We start from the raw sequence: 18,136 nt of genomic DNA, 5'->3' as shown, positions 1-18,136 counted from the left end.
AATCCTCTCTGTAAATGAATGAGGAGGGCATTTACCGAAGGGATTTTTGGGATAAAAATGAGGATGATCAAAGTTCTTGAGAGTTTTACAATCTCTTCGAGGGTCTTTTGTGAGGGTCTGGCATGTGCCAGACCCTTTTATTATGCGCTGATAGAGCAACAATGCCCGACTTTCTCCTTTGATAACGCAGCGGTGTCACAACGAAAAAGTCTCAGGGATCGGCTTGCTATTCACCTGTCAGTGAGGTAAAATAAAGTTGGAATGGTGCAGAAAAAACCGTACCAGCCGGGAAAGGAGGATGAGCCATATGCAGAAAAAGAAGCTGCCTGTCGGCATTGATGATTTTGGAAAATTTCGCAGGGAAGATTTCTATTATATAGACAAAACAGGCATCATCCGCGATTTGTTGAACAATTGGGGTGAGGTTAACCTGTTCACTCGTCCGCGCCGTTTCGGAAAAACACTGAACATGACTATGCTGAAATGTTTTTTGAGATTGGGACGGACAAGACACTGTTTGATGGCCTGGAAATTTCACAGGAGACGGCGCTGTGTGAAGAATATATGGGAAAGTTCCCTGTTGTATTCATATCATTAAAAGGTGTGGATGGACTGAGTTTTGAAGAAGCGTATGGAGCTTTATGCAGAATTATCCGCGCAGAGGTATTAAGGCTGAAGTTTCTGATAAAAAGTGAAAGGATTACAGAATATGATAGACGTTCTTTTGAACGTTTTCTAAAAGAAGAAGAAACGAAGGACGATGAATATGACGTACCATTAGACAAAGCATTCCAGCACAAATATTATGACGAAATGGTATTATTGATTCGCGGATTATTCGGGCAAGCACTAAAAACCAATGAATTTCTGCAATTTGCTGTCTTGACGGGCTGTCTGCGTGTTTCAAAAGAGAGCATTTTCACAGGATTGAATAATTTTGATGTAAATTCGATTGTGGATGTAGACCATGACGAACATTTTGGGTTCACAGATTCAGAAGTACAAGGGCTTCTGGAAGACTATGGCTTAAAAGAAAAAGCTGCTACTATAAAAGAATGGTATGATGGATACCGTTTTGGCAGCGTAAACATTTACTGCCCGTGGGACGTGATTAAGTATACGAAAAAGCTGCTGGCAGACCCTTACGCAGAACCGGAAGCCTTTTGGATCAACACCAGCGGGAATGATCTGGTGAAGCGTTTTATCGATAAAGCGGATAAAACCACACAGAATGAAATCGAGCGCCTGATTGCAGGAGAGGCGATCGAAAAAGCAATCCGTTTGGATCTGACCTATAACGAACTGGACGCCAGCATTGCAAATTTGTGGAGCGTCCTCTTTACCACAGGCTATCTGACACGGACAGGCAGGGCGGTAAAAGGTAGCTATAAACTGGTGATTCCCAACCGGGAAGTGCGGGAAGTTTTTGTATTGCAGATACAGGAGTGGTTCAAAGAGACAACCCTTGCAGATTCTACGAGAATTAATCGCTTCTGCGCAGCTTTTCCCGCTGGAGACGTATCGACCATTCAGGATATGCTGCATGACTATCTGTGGGATTCGATTAGCGTGAGGGACACGGTAGTGCGGACGAGTATGAAGGAGAACTTTTATCACGGCATAGTACTGGGACTGCTGCGGAGCCAAGGGAATTGGCTGATCCTGTCCAACGCGGAGGCCGGGGAAGGTTACAGCGATATATCCGTAAGTACACCTGCACGCACAGGATTTTTACAAAGAGGAAATTGCAGGTATGCTTCAGGAATATGAGGCAGATTATCATACGGGCATGAATATCAACGGGATGGCTGAGCTGATTTATGATTACACCTCTGGATACCCATTCCTTGTATCCAGATTATGTAAGCTCATGGATGAAGAAATCAGCAGAACGGACTATCTTGGATCAAAAAGCAGAGCATGGACAAAGCAGGGATTTGACGAGGCGATTAAGCTGATTTTGACTGAAAAAAATACATTGTTCGAATCTCTGATCGGGAAGCTGGAAAATTATCCTGAGCTGAATACTATGCTTGAGTCTTTGCTTTTCACTGGAAAAAGCATTGTGTATAATGCTGATAACATAGCTATAGATAATGCAACAATGTTTGGATTTATCAAAAATCAGCATGGTACAGTGGTAATTGCCAACCGGATTTTTGAGATGAGGCTTTACAACTTTTATCTTTCCAGCTCTGAGATGCAGAACCAGGAGATTTATAAGGCATCGCTGCAGGATAAGAGCCAGTTCATTATTAATGGTCATTTGAATATGCGTTTGATTCTTGAGCGGTTTGTGCTTCATTTCAATGATCTGTATCAGGACAGTGATGAAACGTTTCTGGAAGATGAGGGAAGAAAATACTTTTTGCTGTATTTGAGACCGATTATTAATGGTACAGGGAACTATTATATTGAGTCTCGTACCAGAGAGCTACGGCGAACAGACGTGATTGTAGATTATCGGGGCGAACAGTATGTAATTGAAATGAAAATCTGGCATGGTGCGGAGTACAACAATCGTGGGGAAAAGCAGCTTGTTCAGTATCTGGATGATTATCATCAGAATAAAGGATATATGATTAGTTTTAACTTTAACAAGAAAAAACAGATTGGCGTTTATGAAATCGTTGTTGGAGATAAAACACTAATAGAAGCAGTTGTGTGACTATGGAAATCAGTGCTGGTGATTATAACGAAACCTGCCGTTTGTCCTGGAATGGGATAAATGGCAGGCTTTTTATAGTATGGCAGGAGCTATTCCTGATATAGCGACAGGCATAAGATTGTGCTTGCGGTAGCTTTGTGAGAATTTTAAGGACACCGTAACAAGGGACTGGGTAATGAAGGTCCAGAATATGGTACTAGTAAAACTGACGAAATTTTTTGAATATAGATATAATGTTGAAAATATTCAGAATAAATGATAAAATGACTTATAACTCGAACGATACTATTCACGAATAGGAAATGGTGCAGCAGTCGGAAATTTGCAGGCGGGAGATTATAAGTAAACTGCCGCTTACCCTTTCTGCAAAAAGGATAAACGGCAGTTTTTCTCAACTTCTTCTCAGCTCTTTCCGAAATTCCTCCAAGGTTGCCTGTCCTTCCGCTGTAACTGGCTTGATCCATTTGCCGCTTCGTGTATACCAAAGCTCAAATACGAGACGTATTAGTTCATCCGTATAAATAAAAGAAAAGACAGCTAAGAACGGAAGACGGAGCACCATACCTGCAATCCAGGTGGCAGGAACACTGATGGTAAAGAGGCAGATGATTTCCAGCACAGTGCCGAAAACAGGGTCTCCTCCGGCGCGATAGCAGCTATTCATGATATAGTTGCAGGTACGGATAGTACCGGCAACAAGGAAGATCAAAATCATATATTTTGCATAAAACATTGCTTCTGTACCCAGTCCGAACAATCCGAGAAGCGGTTTGTTGAAAATGAACCCCACAGCACAAATGCAGAAGGTAATAGCCGGACACAGCATGGCAAAGCCTTTCATAGAGCGATAACCTTTCATATGATTCCCGGCACCGATTTCTTTTCCCACAACAACGGAGCTGGCATCCGCAAGTCCGCCGAAGAATGCGAAGACAAAGCCTTCTAGCACACGGAACGCAGCCATGGCAGCAATTGCTGTTTCTGATTGATGACCGATGACAATATTGATCAGCATCTGGCCGATTCCGTAGAACAGTTCATTGGTGATGATGGGCAGACATTTTTTCAGATAAATAGCGATAAAACCATCTCCCCAATCAAACATTTCACGAAGGCGAAGGCGGGCGGTTTTCTGATCCCGCAGGATAAAAATAAGAAGCAGGCTGAAATTTACAAGGCTGGAGGCCAATGTTCCAACAGCGGCACCGGCCGGACCTATCTTCGGCATACCGAAGCGCCCGTAGATCAAAGTCCAGTTCAGACAAAAATTTACAACCAGCCCAATAACTGAGCAGACCAGAGGCTTCTTAACCCGTTCCGTTGAGCGAAGCAGAAAGTTCATAAGCAGCACCAGTACGGTAACAGGGTAAGAAAATCCTACAATCCGAATGTAAGGAGTTCCCAACTGGATAATATTTTCTTTATCTGTATAAATCCGCAGTAAAAAGGCAGGATTCGTGACAGCCACTCCGCCGAAAGCGAGGGCAACCAGCAACATGCAAAGCAGCGAAATCCCAAATGTACGGTTGATGCCTTTGATATTTTTTGCACCCCAGTATTGTGAGAAGAACAGAAGCGCACCTCCGGCAAATCCAAAATAGCAGGAAAAGAACAGGGAAGTGATCTGGGAACAGATTCCAACAGCGGCAACTGCCAGTTCGCCTGCGCTTCCGATCATAATGGTGTCCACCATGCTTGCAGTGGTGGAAAGCAGATTTTGTAACGCAATGGGCAGAGCGATTGTGATTACGGCTTTGAAAAAAAGCTTCCATTCGAAATTTTGATTCTGTGTCATAACAGATGTCTCCGTAGATATCAGTATTTTTTGACTTAATCTCTATCCTATCATAGATTATGTTGCAAGGCTACTTCTTTTGGCGAATTTTAGAAAAAGGAAGATTCGGCACCTCGCCGAAGGCGAACTCGGGAGGCATTAACAAAAGTTTTTCAAATTTAATATTAAGGAATTGTCAGTCAGCAATTTTGAGGCTATAATATTTCTATTAAGTTTCTGGTGCCTATGGATTGCAAAAAGGACGGTTATCATACCTAGAGGATATATAATGACGCTGTATATTTGTATGTCAATTGCTGGCTCTATTCCTGTTATATTGTGCTTGATATTATGGGTAGTACAAAGAAATTCGTATAATTTTTACTTGGGAAAGAACCTTTTGTTGATTGGGATGATCTTTTATTTGAGTCCGTTCCAAGCTATAAAATTTATCTTACCGGAAGTGATTGTATCAACACTGAGCTTTACCGGAGATGAGAGTGTAGAGGGGACTTTTTATAATAGTGTGGCAGTGAAAAGTATTCTGAAGCCGGGAGATTCTATCTGGATACCTAAATGGGTGTCAGTATTATTGGCGGCATGGTTATGCTGCGTTATTACGTTTGCAATTTACCAGATTGTAAAGTACAGGATAGTTATTCGGAAGCTGTTGGCACAGTCGGAAAAGGTATGCGTAGATGTGAATGGAAAGACTGTGGAATTGTTGTTGAATAAGCACATTTATACGCCTTATACAGTCGGCTTTATCAAACAGTCTATCATCGTACCGGAGGGGAGTCTGGAACATCCTTGCTTTCCCATGGTTTATAAACATGAAGAACAGCACAAAATAAACCATGACAGTCTTATGAAATTGATCTGCATTATTATCATTTGTATTCATTGGATAAATCCGTTTGCAATACTGCTTTTTCTTCTCTATAAGATGACAGCCGAATACATATGTGATGCACAGGCTGTAAAGAATTGCACGGTCGAAGAGAAAAAGAGATATGCGAAGTTATTGGTCGAAGCATCCACGGCAGACGAGCCGTTGTCGATGATTTGGAGAAATAATTTGACTGGATTGCGGAAATTAATTAAAAGGAGGATAAATTATATGATGAAGGAAAAGAAAACAGGAATGCTGAAAAAGGGGATTGCTATTGCAGGAACTATAGTTACTATATTTGCCAGTGCGAGTACGATACTGGCGTATGAACCGTTACGGTCAACAAATGAAGATGCTGTAGAAATTACATATGAGGGTGAGTTTGCTACATTTTTAAATGAGAGCAACTCTGATGGCTATGATTTTAGTATTTCGGATTGTATATTTATATATGAAGATGGAACACAGGTTCCTGTTACGGACGAAGCTTCAACATATGCTTTATGTAATCATACTTTAGTAAATGGTTATTATAGTGTTCATATATCAAATAATACAGGTGGCTGCACAGTAAAAGAATATAAGGCAAAAAGATGTACGAAATGCGGCTATATTGAGGTTGGCAGTCTGTATGCGACCTATACGTATACAGTTTGTACACATAAATAAAATAGTAACATAAATGATAAGAGCTGGTGTTACAACTGGCTCTTTTATAACATACTGATATTTTCCGAGCAGACGTGGGTCCCGGGAAGGAGTTGTGTATATGGCGAAAAATTTTAATGTAACTGCTGACTGCAAGCCGAACGAGCATTATATGGTAAACTTAGATCAGAGATTGTCAGAAATAAAAAAGCTGATAGATGCCGGTAAGTATTTTACAATCAATAGAGCCCGACAGTATGGCAAAACAACAACACTGCGCGCATTAGGACGGTATTTGCAAAGCGATTACTATGTGGTTTCAATGGATTTCCAGACCTTTGGTGCGGGAGAGTTTCGGGATGAGAATACATTTACACTTTCGTTTGCAAGATCCTTTTTGCGACTGTTAAAAAGGAACCGTCTGTTATTGACGGAAGAACTAAAAAATGCGGTTGCCTGCCTTAATAAAATAGTGATGGATGAAAACCGCAACTTCAGACTGCAAAGACTTTTTGAGGTGCTAAGCGATATCTGCAGCGCTTCCGACAAGCAGATGGTTCTGATGATAGATGAGGTAGACAGCGCGGCAAATAATCAGGTATTTCTGGATTTCCTTGCACAGCTCCGTGCGTACTATATTGATCGTGATGTTCAGCCAACCTTCCAGTCTGTTATTCTGGCGGGGGTATATGACGTGAAAAATCTCAGAAGAAAGATACGCCCCAATGATAAGCATAAGGTAAATAGCCCATGGAATATTGCTGCGGATTTCAACATTGATATGAGCTTTTCAAAAGAAGAAATCGCAGCAATGCTTTTGGAATATGAGTCAGACTATCATACAGGTATGGATATCAGCAGGATATCTGAACTGCTTTACGATTATACCTCCGGATATCCGTTCCTTGTATCGAGATTGTGTAAGCTCATGGACGAGGAAATCAGCAAAGAGGATTATCTTGGATCAAAAAGCAGAGCATGGTCAAAGGAGGGATTTGACGAGGCGGTTAGGATGATTTTGGCTGAAAAAAATACACTGTTCGAATCCCTGATTGGAAAGCTGGACAGTTATCCTGAGTTGAATGCAATGCTTGAATCTTTGCTGTTCACGGGCAAAAGTATTGTGTATAATGCGGACAATTTGGCTATTGATAACGCTACGATGTTTGGCTTTATTAAAAATCAACATGGCGCAGTGGCAATTGCTAACCGAATTTTTGAGATGCGCCTTTACAACCTCTATCTTTCCAGTTCTGAGATGCAGAGCCAGGACATTTACAAAGCCTCGCTGCAGGATAGGGACCAGTTCATCGTTGATGGTCATTTGAATATGCGTAGGATTCTTGAGCGATTTGTAATCCATTTCAATGATCTGTATCAAGGCAGCGATGAGACGTTTGTGGAAGAGGCGGGAAGAAAATACTTCCTGCTGTACTTAAGACCGATTATAAACGGCACTGGAAATTATTATATTGAGTCAAGAACCAGAGAACTGCGGCGTACGGACGTAATCGTGGATTACCGGGGTGAACAGTATGTAATTGAAATGAAAATCTGGCATGGGGCTGAATACAACAACCGTGGTGAAAAACAGCTTGTCCAGTACTTGGAGGATTATCACCAGAACAAAGGGTATATGATTAGCTTTAATTTTAATAAGAAAAAGCAGAGCGGTGTTTACGAAATCATCGTAGGAGACAAAACTTTGATAGAGGCGGTTGTTTGAGCATAAGCCCAAATTGTATAAGAAAATGCGTATATATACTAAAAAACTATTACCGAATATGTTACTACTGCCAATTACGGCAATAAATGAGAACCATAATTTAGTAAACTAGTAGTACCATAAGTGGAGGTAATGGTATATGGAAGATCAACAAAAGATAGTGGCCAATCGAATAAATGAATTGTGCAAGAAACACGGGATCTCTTATTATGTATTGTCGTATAGGTCGGCTGTTCCGCTGACAACTCTGCTTCATATTGTAGACGGATCTACAAAAAATCCCGGCATCATAACCATCATTAAGATTTGTGAAGGATTAGGTATTTCGGTAAAAGACTTTTTTGATACGAAGGAGTTTGTCTACGTCCAGGATGAGGATGCAGAGGAATAATTCTGGATTATAAAGAAGCGGTTTTGTTTCAATAGGCGCGGTGCAGCGCCTGTATACGAGAGAAGGAATTCCCCATGGACAAGAGTAAAGATAAGGTGATCTCATGGCTGCAGATATCAGATTTACATATTTTTGAAAGCAGTGCAACGGCGATTTTTCATAGTGAGTTAAAGAAAATTTGTGGAGGTAAAACGGATTTTCTTCTAATCACGGGAGACCTGCATCAGTACGAAAAGAAGCCGAAATCAGGGATAGGACGCTATGAGAAAACAATCGAAGAGCTTGAAGAGGTAATGAAAAATCTCGGTCTGAGCAGTAAGAGAGATGTTTTTATGGTACCCGGAAACCATGACGCTGTAGACTTTCGTGGAAAGAAGAAATTGGTGGCGGAAATTGATGAGAAAGCCCAGCGTGATGGTAATTTTGACTGCTACAATGGAAAAGAAGCAAAGCTGGAAGCTTCATTTGAGGTATTTCAGGAATTCGTCCGGGAATTCTATGGGGCAGAGGATATTTATGGTGGAAAGGAAATTCATAATCATACCCAAATCTGGAATGATAAGATCGAAATTTTGCATTTGAATACAGCTTTTACCTGTAATGGCGATAATAAGCGAAAGGAAATCGTAAACCTGATAGAGCTTTCAAAGGTTAAGAGGCAGCGTCCGGATTTGCCGCTGATTACCATTGCCCATCACAGCTATTACAGAATCCATGAATGCCAGCGTCCGATCTTAAAAAGATTTTTAAGCGATTTAAATACAAAGGCTTATCTTTGCGGCGATGAGCACCGGGAGTCTAAGGAATCGCTGGAGCTGGAGGAGGGAAATGTTCCGGTTATTGTCTGCGGAAAGTCAGCAATAGACTCAGGGGATCATTGGTCAAATGTGGATGTTATTTTTTATCAATGGCATTATACAGAACCGCAGGGACCTGTGGAAGTTCAGTTATACCGATGGAATCCACTGCTGCCCGGACTGGAACCTTCCTATACATTGGGAACCAAAAAAGATGTAGAAAAAAGCATTCAGACAGGCGTTATTCGATGGCCGCGCTTTTACTTAAAAAAAGATGCAGCATTTGTCCAAATGTGCGGCGATGAAAGAAAAGAAGAAAAGCCATCCGGGAAAAGATTTAATTTGAAAAAGGCAGCACAGGATACCGCACAGCAGGTGAGAGAATCTCTTCTTTATCCGTGGCTAAAACGTGAGAGTGCATCGTTTTCCTTAATCTATGATAAATTGTATATGGAGCCTCAGATTAAGCATCTGAACCAGAATTGTACTATGCCGCTGAAAGACTTTTGGGGAATTTGTGAGAAGGAAAAAAACCAGAAAATTTGGGTACTGGGAGATGCTGGAGCAGGCAAGTCTGTTGTGCTGAAGAAATTGTTTCTGGATAAAATCAAGGCAGATGAGCAGACTTTTTTCTTAAATGCGCTGGAGCTTTTGGATGACAATAAGAATGATAAATCGAAGTATATTCAAAAGATTCTTGAAGGAAAAAGGAAATGTCCCAGGGATTTATGGCTGGTAATTGATGGAATTGATGAGGCCTTCGCCTCAGATGTAGGAGGGTTTCGGCTTTTTGTGAAGCAGGTGGAAAAGCTTCCGTGCAAGGTCTTTGTCGGATGTCGGTCCCAGTATTTTGAGGAGTTCGCAGAAGCCACCAGCTTTCATAGAATTGAGCTTCAGAAATGGTCAGAGACTCTTGCAAGTCATTATGTCGAAGAATATTTTGAGAAAATCGGGAAGAGTGAACTTGTTTCTGTTTATTCCGAATTATATAAAACGGAGGAGTATATTCGCTGTTTTGCCCAGAACCCCTTTCATCTGTCCTTGCTGCTTTATCTGATTGAAAATCCGGACAGTGATGGCATAAAACTGAATAATATTTATTCTCTTTATTCGGAATTTTTCAGGCAATGGATGTCCAGGGAACATAGTAGAAACACTGGGGCTAAGGACGAAGCGGAGACTATTTACAAAGAGCTATGGGGAATTGCCAGGAGGCTTTATGACCGCCAGGAAGTGGTAACGGAGGTATCAGATACTGCCATTCTTGGCTTATTGAATACCCAGCTTGTGGAGAATAACAGAAAATTAGTCCGTTCATTTTATCACAGAAGCTTTATGGAATTTCTTTTAGCACGAGCGGTGATTGAGGCAATGAAAAAATGTCCGGATGAGCTGGTACTGATTGCGAAAAGAAACAACCGTTCAGATGTGGATGCTTTTGTAAAAGCTGGTTTTGCTGTGGAATCCTATGTACAAAAGAATGCGATGGTCCAGAATATGATAGGAGCATACTGGAAATCCAAAAAGGAACCCGAAGCAATGACTGAGGATGAGCATTTTTATGTGGAGAATCAGATTGTCTATTATATGACAAGGATGAAAGGGATGAATGCAGAGCCTGTAGAAACGTTTATTAAAAGTATTTATAGTAATGAAAATCAGGCGATCATGCGTCAGGGCATTGCATATGGCGCGGCAAATTTAGGGATTTTTGATATTGCTCTGCAATTTGCAAGAGGTATGAACGCAGGAAGTGTGGAGGATCTTACAAACCGTTCCTGGACGCTCGTGTTCTATGGAGATATGCCAGATGAGGATCCGCTTCATTATGTTGATGACGGAACTGCACCCTGGAATCGCTCACGTGCCGCTCGTCTGCGAAGGCTGCAGGGTATCGGAAAGAAGGAGTGTGCGTTCCGTATGTTTGATTTACAGATCATGTACGGTTTCTTGGAGAGCAGGGGTTGGAAAGGGCTTTCTGAAGGTGAGCTTAAAATCATTGAAAGCTGTGAGACTGATATTGAGGGATATCCGGCTGAAGTGGTGGATTTTCTTGCTGGTGCAAAGGAAAAACTGGTAAGGGAATATAGAAGGCGATTGCACTATGTGTAGGAGGAAATGCAATGACGGAAGATAAGCTGAGAGAAGCGGTGTCGGATCAGACTGGAGGCTTCTTTTATGCCTGCACAGGCGTCAGCATAGCGGCGGTTATCATTTTGCTGGCAGCGCATGCCCTGAATATTTCGCTGGAGGGAATACCGGAGTTTTTATGGATCGCGCTGATTTATGTGAATCTGACACTGTTTTTGGGGCTGTTTGCAGCCGTTGTTTTTGGAAATGTAAAGAGGTCGGCAGCAGAGGGAACGGATTCCTGGATAAAATTTTTTGCGGGTCTTGCTGCTGCAGGGCTTTTTTGTCTCGCTGTTGCGGCTCTGGAGCCATTCGTATGGGAAGTGCACTTTGGAAAATGGAAGCGTTATCTTCTGTATTCCCTGTGTACGGTGTTCTGCATAGAATTTTGGGTCCTGACCAGAGCATGCCGGGGTTATGCCTATGACATGGAGTGGAATGACCGTGCCCTTTCAAAGGATGAATGCTATATCCCAAAGCTTTTGGATCGTTTTTATAAAGAAATGAATGAGGACACGGTGGTCTGCGAGCGGATTTGTCACGAACTGTATACCTATGCAGGAAGGGCGAGATTTTACAAGCGCAGTTACTATGTGGCTTCGGCGGTAACCATTGCATTTCCGGCAGTGGTGGTAGTTCTGAACAATCTGGAGGGCGACCAAAAGCTGGTGACCTCGGTGCTGTCTGCGGCCGTTACCATTGTTGCAGGTATGATGGGAACTATTAAGCTGAGAGAATCCTGGATACGCAACCGCGTAAGCTGCGAACACGTGAAAAGCGTTCTGTTTCAGTATATTACCAAAACAGGTACATACAGCAATGATAAGGATCCCATCCGGAAGGGGGCCTCGGACGATGAAAAACAGAAGATACGTACCAGTCTTCTGATTGAGAACCTGGAAAATATTTTTCAGACGGAATACGGGGAATGGAAAAGACTGCGGGAGCAGCAGAAGGAATAAAAAAGATAAATATGACCAACGTAGTTGGTGCGTGCTTTGTGGGTTTTTAACATAAATAATTGACAAATATACAATTGTATTGTACAATTTACATATCGGGTAAGCCACAGGGAGAACATAAAAGGTTACTTGGTTTACCTTAAACTATCTTAAGGAGGGTTTCTAATATGAAGAAAATGGCGGTATTAGGTCTTGCTGCGCTGATGGCATGCGGTATGGTTACGAGTGTATCCGCAGAAGAAGCGGTAAATTTGGATGTTATTGCTGCACAGTATGGCCAGAACACTGCAGACTGGTGGGCAAATTTTGTTGAGGAATTCAATGCTGACAACCCGGGCATCAACTTGAACGTGGAGGTTGTTTCCTGGAACGATATTTATACGGTAGTGAATACACGTATTGCCAATGGTCAGGCTCCTGACATTCTGAATATCGATGTATTTGCAGATTATCAGGCAGATGACCTGCTGCTTCCGGCACAGGATTACGTTTCCGAAGAAACCTATGCAAAGATGTATGAGTCTTTCCTGGAGCAGTCCGAGATCGATGGTACCGTATGGGCAATACCGGATCTGGCTTCCGCTCGTGCACTGTATTACAATGTTGACATTCTTGAGGCTGCAGGCGTAGAGGTTCCGACTACATGGGATGAACTGACTGCTGCATGCGAGGCGATCAAGGCTTATGATGACAGCATTTATCCGTGGGGCATTGATATGACCACAGACGAAGGACAGGCTGCTTTTGCATATTACACATGGAACAATGGCGGCGGTTTTGTAGATGAGAACGGCGACTGGGCGCTGAATTCTCCTGAGAACGTGGAAGCGATCGAGTATGCGATCGGTCTTGTAAACTCCGGCTATACCAATAGTGATCCGGCAAATGATACCCGTTATGACCTTCAGGATATGTTTGGCGCAGGACAGATCGCTATGGTTATTGCTCCGAACAGTCTTCCGACCTACGTTGCAGACGGTGGTTATGAAGTGAACTACGCTGTAGCATCCATCCCGTCCAATAATGGCGTTTCTGTATCCGCTGGCGTTATGGACCGCTTCATGTGCTTCGATAACGGCTATTCTGACGAGGAATTGGCAGCAGTTACCACATTCTTTGATTACTTCTATGATGATGCACGTTATTCTGATTGGGTACTGATGGAAGGCTTCCTGCCGGCAACTAAGGCAGGCGGCGAGGCTGTAGCAGCAGCTGACGAGAGCATGGCTGCATGGGTTGACATCGTAGGCTCCAGTAAATTCTATCCGACAGCTAAGGCTGAATGGGCAGATGTAAAACAGGGCGTTATCGATGCTGAGCAGCAGGCACTCCTTGGAGAAGATGTTCAGACACTTTTGGATGATCTGCAGGCAGAAATTGCAGGCTGATCCGGTAAAAACAGATTTGCCTATGCCCGCTGATTTCGCTGGGTAAATGTAAAAAAAATTGCGGGAGCAGGGTTCTAGTAGCTCTGCTCCTAATTCATACTGTTTGACATATTATTTTATTCCTCGGGGTGGTGAAGCAATGAAGAAGAAAAAGAAGAGAATTTTAAATTCCATCGAGCCATACATCTGGCTTCTGCCCAGTATGCTGCTTATGGCAGTTTTTATATTGATTCCAATTTTTGAGGTATTCAGAATCTCACTCAGCAAGGTTACCAGGGCAGGCATTATCAAAGAATTTGTAGGACTGGCTAATTTCCAGAAGGTTCTGGGTGGATCTGCTTTTGCGATGGTTCTGAAGAACACGTTGGTGTGGACGGTTGTGGTAGTGGGACTTTCTACCCTGATCGGTTTTATTCTTGCACTTGTGCTGAATAATCAGTTCCGGGGACGTAAGGTTGCCCGTGCGATCGTGGTGTTCCCGTGGGCGACATCCCTGATCATTCAGGCTGGTGTGTGGAAATTTATTATTGATACGGATTATGGTGCCCTGAATACGCTGCTCATGAGATTGGGTATCATTGATAAAGCGCTAAACCTGACACCAACCCCTGGTGCATATTTCGCATGGGAATGCTGGGTTGGTATTTTTGTTACTGTTCCGTTTGTTATGTTCTGTGTGCTTTCGGGATTGCAGAGTATTGACAATGCTTATTATGAGGCTGCAACGGTGGATGGAGCTACATATTGGCAGCGGCTGTTTAAGATTACGATTCCGCTGGTAAAGTCATCTCTGACGGTCAGCACAGTGCTGAATATTATTTATGTTTTTAACTCCTTCCCGATTATCTGGACAATTACAAAGGGTGATCCGGCAAACCGCACGGATACTCTTGTTACGTATCTGTATAAGCTGGCATTTTACAATGGAAAATCAGGTGAGGCTGCGGCTGTATCTGTGATAGGCTTCCTGATTCTCTGCGTGTGTGCCTCCGTTTATATGGTAGCATCACTGAGAAAGGAGGGCCGCGATGAGTAGACAGAAGGAAGAAATGATCATTAATAAGGCAAAGACACCGAAACAGAAGATATTAAGGGTCTGCCTGTATGTTTTTGTTATCCTCATGGCGCTGGTCATCCTCTATCCATATCTGGTTATGGTCAGCACTGCGCTGAAGAGCCGTGCAGAGATTTATGCGGCAAAGGGTACGGTCTTTCCTGTTACATGGCTGTGGAGCAATTTTACGGATATCTGGTCAAAGGCGCCGCTGCTGCGGTATTTTGTAAACTCTGTCATAGTTGCGGGAGGTTCTACGCTGATCGCGATTTTTTGCGGGATTCCGGCAGCTTACGCGCTGGCGCGTATGAAATTTAAAGGACAGAAATTCTTTCTGGGCTTAGTTATTGTCTCCCAGATGTTCTCACCGGTGGTCCTTCTGATCGGTATCTATCGTGTCATGTCTACGCTGCATATGACCGACAGTCTGCTGGGTTTGATCTTTATCAATGCTGCATTTAATCAGGCATTTGCCATCTGGCTTCTGCGGGGCACATTTGTCTCTATCTCTCCGGATATGGAACTGGCTGCCCGTATTGACGGATGCAACAAAGTGCAGGCTATGATCAAGGTGCTGCTGCCTATGACAGCTCCGGGAATCGTAACGACCCTGATCTTCATTTTTATCAATGCCTGGAACGAATACACCATAGCCCTTACCCTGATATCCACGGATTTGAACAAGCCGCTTACAGTGGGTATTACGATCTTTAATGGCTATAACATGATCGAGTGGCAGTATTTGTTTGTAGCATCGCTGTTTGCGACGATTCCTGTAGTCATCCTGTTTATGTGTATTGAGAAGCATCTTGTGAGCGGCCTGGCATCCGGCGGTGTGAAGGGTTAACAGGCACAATTGATTGGGAGCAGGCTGTGGAGCCTGAATGATAACATAAAAAAGTGTGCGCCAAGGCGCACACTTTTTTGCGTCATTTAATCCTACAAAAAGCGATGGACCATCTTATCGTAGGTTTTCCTGTACGGCTGGTACCGCATAGGCAGGTCCAGCCATGTCTTTTTATCCACAATACTTTTGTAGTGGGAAAAGGTACGGAAGCCTTCCCTGCCGTGATAAGAGCCCATGCCGCTTTCTCCGAAGCCGCCGAAGCCCATTTCACTGGTGGCAAGATGAATGATGGTATCGTTTATACATCCGCCGCCAAAGCCGCATTCGCTGGTTACCTTCTTTGCGGCAGATTTGTCATTGGTAAAAATATAAAGGGCAAGAGGATGGGCCATGGAGTTTAACTTTGCGATCACCTCATCCAGAGACTGATAGGTGAGGACGGGCATGACCGGGCCAAAAATCTCCTCCTGCATGATCGGATCATCAAAGGTTACATGATCCATAACGGTAGGCTCTATCTGTAAAGAATCGGCATTGCTTCCGCCGCCCCAGACAACCTTGTCCGGATCGATCAATCCGCAGATACGGCTGAAATGCTTCTGGTTAATGATTTTGCCGTAATTGGGATTGGTTAAGGGAGCTTTTCCGTACTGCTTTTTGATCTGCTTTTTAATCTGCTCGATCAGGGCATCCTTGATCTCACTGTCACAGTAAACATAATCGGGAGCAACACAGGTCTGACCGCAGTTTAAGTATTTCCCAAATACGATTCTCCTGGCAGCCAGCTTCAGGTCTGCGTTTTTGTCCACAATACAGGGACTTTTTCCGCCAAGTTCCAGAGTGACCGGAGTCAGATGCTTTGCTGCATGTCCCATCACCTCGCGGCCCACAGCCTGGCTTCCGGTAAAAAAGATATAGTCAAAATGTTCTTCCAAAAGGCAGGTATTCTCCTCGCGCCCGCCTGTAACGACGGCTGCAAATTCCTCCGGGAAGCATTCCCGTATGATCTCAGAGATGATCCGGCTGGTATTGGGGGAGTATGCGCTGGGTTTTAGCACCACTGTATTTCCCGCTGCAATGGCATCTACCACAGGGTCAAAGGAGAGCAGGAAGGGATAATTCCATGGACTCATCACCAGTACGACCCCGTAGGGCGAGGGCTTCACATAGCTTCTGGAGTGGAACTGCACCAGAGGCGTGCGTACGGTCTTTTCTTTGGAAAAAGCCTGAACGTGCTTCAGCATATAGGTGATCTCACTTAATACAAGACCTGTCTCACACATATAGCTTTCAAACGCGCTTTTACCCAGATCTGCCCGGAGGGCTTCCTGAATCTGTGCCTCATGGGACTGTATACAGCCCTCCAGCCGTTTCAGAGCCTTGATGCGGAAATCAACGTCAAGAGTGGTTCCTGTATAAAAGAATCTGCGCTGTTTTTCTACAAGCTGATTGATTGCTTCCTTATTCATAAAGAGTCTTCCTCCGTTTTTTCCATGAGCATATAATAAAACTGTTCCAGTTCTTCTGCATCCATGAGAACAGGTACGGGATACAGAGGGTTTGCTTCCTTGTCAGCATAGTGGGCAAGCTTGGGGATATCCTCCTCGCGAATTTCCGGGACTGTATCACCGATGCCAAAGCGTGCTTTCATATCCTTGATCGCCTGGATAAAGGACTGGGCGGCCTCCTCTACAGGAGTGTCTTTTTCGGCAACGCCGGCTTCCACGGCAAGTCTTGCCAGCTTTTTGTAAATGGTTTCTCCGTATGCCTCCAGTACAAAGGGCAGCAGGATGGCATTGGCAAGACCGTGGGGTACATTGTATTCACCGCCAAGGGAATGGGCGACTGCGTGAACATAGCCTACATAGGATTTGGTAAAAGCACAGCCTGCAAAATAAGAGGCACGCAGCATATTTTTTCTGGCTTCCTTGTTCGTTCCATCTGTGTAAGCCGTATCAAGATTTTCAAAAATCAGTCTGACAGCATCCAGGGCATTTTTGCGGGTTCCCGGGGTGGTGGAGTTTCCGATATAAGCCTCTACCGCATGGGTCAGTGCGTCCATACCTGTTGTAGCTGTGATAAAGGGAGGAAGGCTTAAGGTAACCTTTGGGTCCAGGACAGCGTATCTGGGGATCAGGGGAAAATCGTTGATCGCGTATTTATGCCGTGTCTCCGCGTCTGTGATAACAGCCGCCAGAGTGGTTTCGCTTCCCGTTCCGGCAGTGGTGGGAACGGCGATAAGCAGGGGAAGTTTTTTGTGCACCTTAAGGATGCCCTTCATTTTGGCAAGGGACTGGTGGGGCTTGGCGATTCTGGCGCCTACAGCCTTGGCGCAGTCCATACTGGAACCGCCGCCGAAGCCGATGATGGCCTGGCAGCCTTCGCTGTAATAAAGCTCCTCGGCCTCTGCTACGTTGGCAGTGGTGGGATTTGCTACGGTTTTATCGTAAATGGTGTAGGGAATTTCATTGTCCTGCAGGGCCTTTTCCAGGCGGGCAGTCAGACCAAGGCTTCGGATTCCTGCATCTGTAATGATCAGGACGTTTTCACATTTCTTTTTCTTTAGCACATCGGGAACAGACTTCAGGCTTCCGATGATTTCAGGGTTTCGGTAGGGCAGCAGCGGAAGAGCTGCTTTAAATGCTGTCTGAAAGACACGGCAATATATTTTTTTGAATTGATTCATGGCAGTGAGCCATCCTTTCCATAATAATTCCTGTATCTGTTCTACATTTTTCCAGATACGGACCACAATTATTATAATCACTGGAAAATGCAAAGTAAAGAAAAATATTTGATTTTAAAACTAAATTTCAGTCAGATACAGGAAGACCATTACGCAGAAGGATCTCACTGCCA

12 protein-coding genes and 1 pseudogene are annotated in these 18,136 nt (G+C 43.8%); 10 read left to right on the top strand and 3 right to left on the bottom strand.

Going from position 1 to position 18,136, the window contains the following annotated elements:
- The first annotated feature begins 298 nt into the window (after positions 1–298).
- Together ACESZH_RS14240 and ACESZH_RS14235 are read left to right on the top strand one after the other, a co-directional pair.
- Positions 299–1,770: pseudogene (locus ACESZH_RS14240) on the top strand (AAA family ATPase).
- Complete coding sequence (locus ACESZH_RS14235; protein WP_373217271.1) at positions 1,754–2,668, top strand: hypothetical protein; 915 nt, start codon at positions 1,754–1,756, stop codon at positions 2,666–2,668. The pseudogene ACESZH_RS14240 and the gene ACESZH_RS14235 overlap by 17 nt, the downstream one beginning before the upstream one ends.
- Before the next feature lie 391 nt (positions 2,669–3,059).
- On the opposite strand, the gene ACESZH_RS14230 is transcribed toward ACESZH_RS14235, so the two are convergent.
- On the bottom strand, positions 3,060–4,463 hold the full coding sequence (locus ACESZH_RS14230; RefSeq protein WP_373217269.1) for an MATE family efflux transporter: 1,404 nt from the start codon (positions 4,461–4,463) through the stop codon (positions 3,060–3,062).
- A 268-nt stretch (positions 4,464–4,731) separates the two neighbouring features.
- On the opposite strand from ACESZH_RS14230, the gene ACESZH_RS14225 reads away from it, so the two are divergent.
- From ACESZH_RS14225 to ACESZH_RS14190, 8 genes are all read left to right on the top strand, one after another.
- Positions 4,732–6,003, top strand: a complete 1,272-nt coding sequence (locus ACESZH_RS14225; RefSeq protein ID WP_373217267.1) for a M56 family metallopeptidase — start codon at positions 4,732–4,734, stop codon at positions 6,001–6,003.
- 100 nt (positions 6,004–6,103) lie between these two features.
- Positions 6,104–7,708 (top strand): AAA-like domain-containing protein, encoded by a 1,605-nt coding sequence (locus tag ACESZH_RS14220; protein WP_373217265.1) that lies wholly within the window; start codon positions 6,104–6,106, stop codon positions 7,706–7,708.
- 139 nt (positions 7,709–7,847) lie between these two features.
- The gene (locus ACESZH_RS14215; protein ID WP_373217263.1) at positions 7,848–8,099 is read left to right on the top strand and encodes a helix-turn-helix domain-containing protein; all 252 of its coding nucleotides are present in this window, start codon (positions 7,848–7,850) and stop codon (positions 8,097–8,099) included.
- Positions 8,100–8,173: 74 nt separating this feature from the next.
- Complete coding sequence (locus tag ACESZH_RS14210; protein ID WP_373217261.1) at positions 8,174–11,008, top strand: metallophosphoesterase; 2,835 nt, start codon at positions 8,174–8,176, stop codon at positions 11,006–11,008.
- Positions 11,009–11,019: 11 nt separating this feature from the next.
- Positions 11,020–11,988, top strand: a complete 969-nt coding sequence (locus ACESZH_RS14205) for a DUF4231 domain-containing protein (RefSeq protein WP_373217259.1) — start codon at positions 11,020–11,022, stop codon at positions 11,986–11,988.
- 167 nt (positions 11,989–12,155) lie between these two features.
- Positions 12,156–13,376, top strand: coding sequence for an ABC transporter substrate-binding protein (locus tag ACESZH_RS14200; protein WP_373217257.1), 1,221 nt, complete (start codon positions 12,156–12,158; stop codon positions 13,374–13,376).
- A gap of 139 nt (positions 13,377–13,515) precedes the next feature.
- Positions 13,516–14,412, top strand: a complete 897-nt coding sequence (locus ACESZH_RS14195; protein ID WP_373217255.1) for a carbohydrate ABC transporter permease — start codon at positions 13,516–13,518, stop codon at positions 14,410–14,412.
- A complete protein-coding gene (locus tag ACESZH_RS14190) occupies positions 14,405–15,277 on the top strand; it encodes a carbohydrate ABC transporter permease (RefSeq protein WP_373217253.1) in 873 nt (290 codons plus the stop codon). Before ACESZH_RS14195 ends, ACESZH_RS14190 begins: the two co-directional genes overlap by 8 nt.
- Before the next feature lie 92 nt (positions 15,278–15,369).
- Here the strand turns inward: ACESZH_RS14190 and ACESZH_RS14185 are convergent, their stop codons facing one another.
- Entirely contained in the window at positions 15,370–16,746 is a 1,377-nt protein-coding gene (locus tag ACESZH_RS14185) for an aldehyde dehydrogenase (protein ID WP_373217251.1), read from the bottom strand.
- Positions 16,743–17,963, bottom strand: coding sequence for an iron-containing alcohol dehydrogenase (locus ACESZH_RS14180; RefSeq protein WP_373217249.1), 1,221 nt, complete (start codon positions 17,961–17,963; stop codon positions 16,743–16,745). The genes ACESZH_RS14185 and ACESZH_RS14180 overlap by 4 nt, the downstream gene beginning before the upstream one ends.
- Positions 17,964–18,136 lie beyond the last annotated feature (173 nt).

This window comes from Ruminococcus sp. 5_1_39BFAA (assembly GCF_964240875.1).
GTDB lineage: Bacteria > Bacillota > Clostridia > Lachnospirales > Lachnospiraceae > Blautia_A.
Note: the sequence above shows the minus strand (reverse complement) of the source record. Positions and strands in the feature narration are given on the sequence as shown.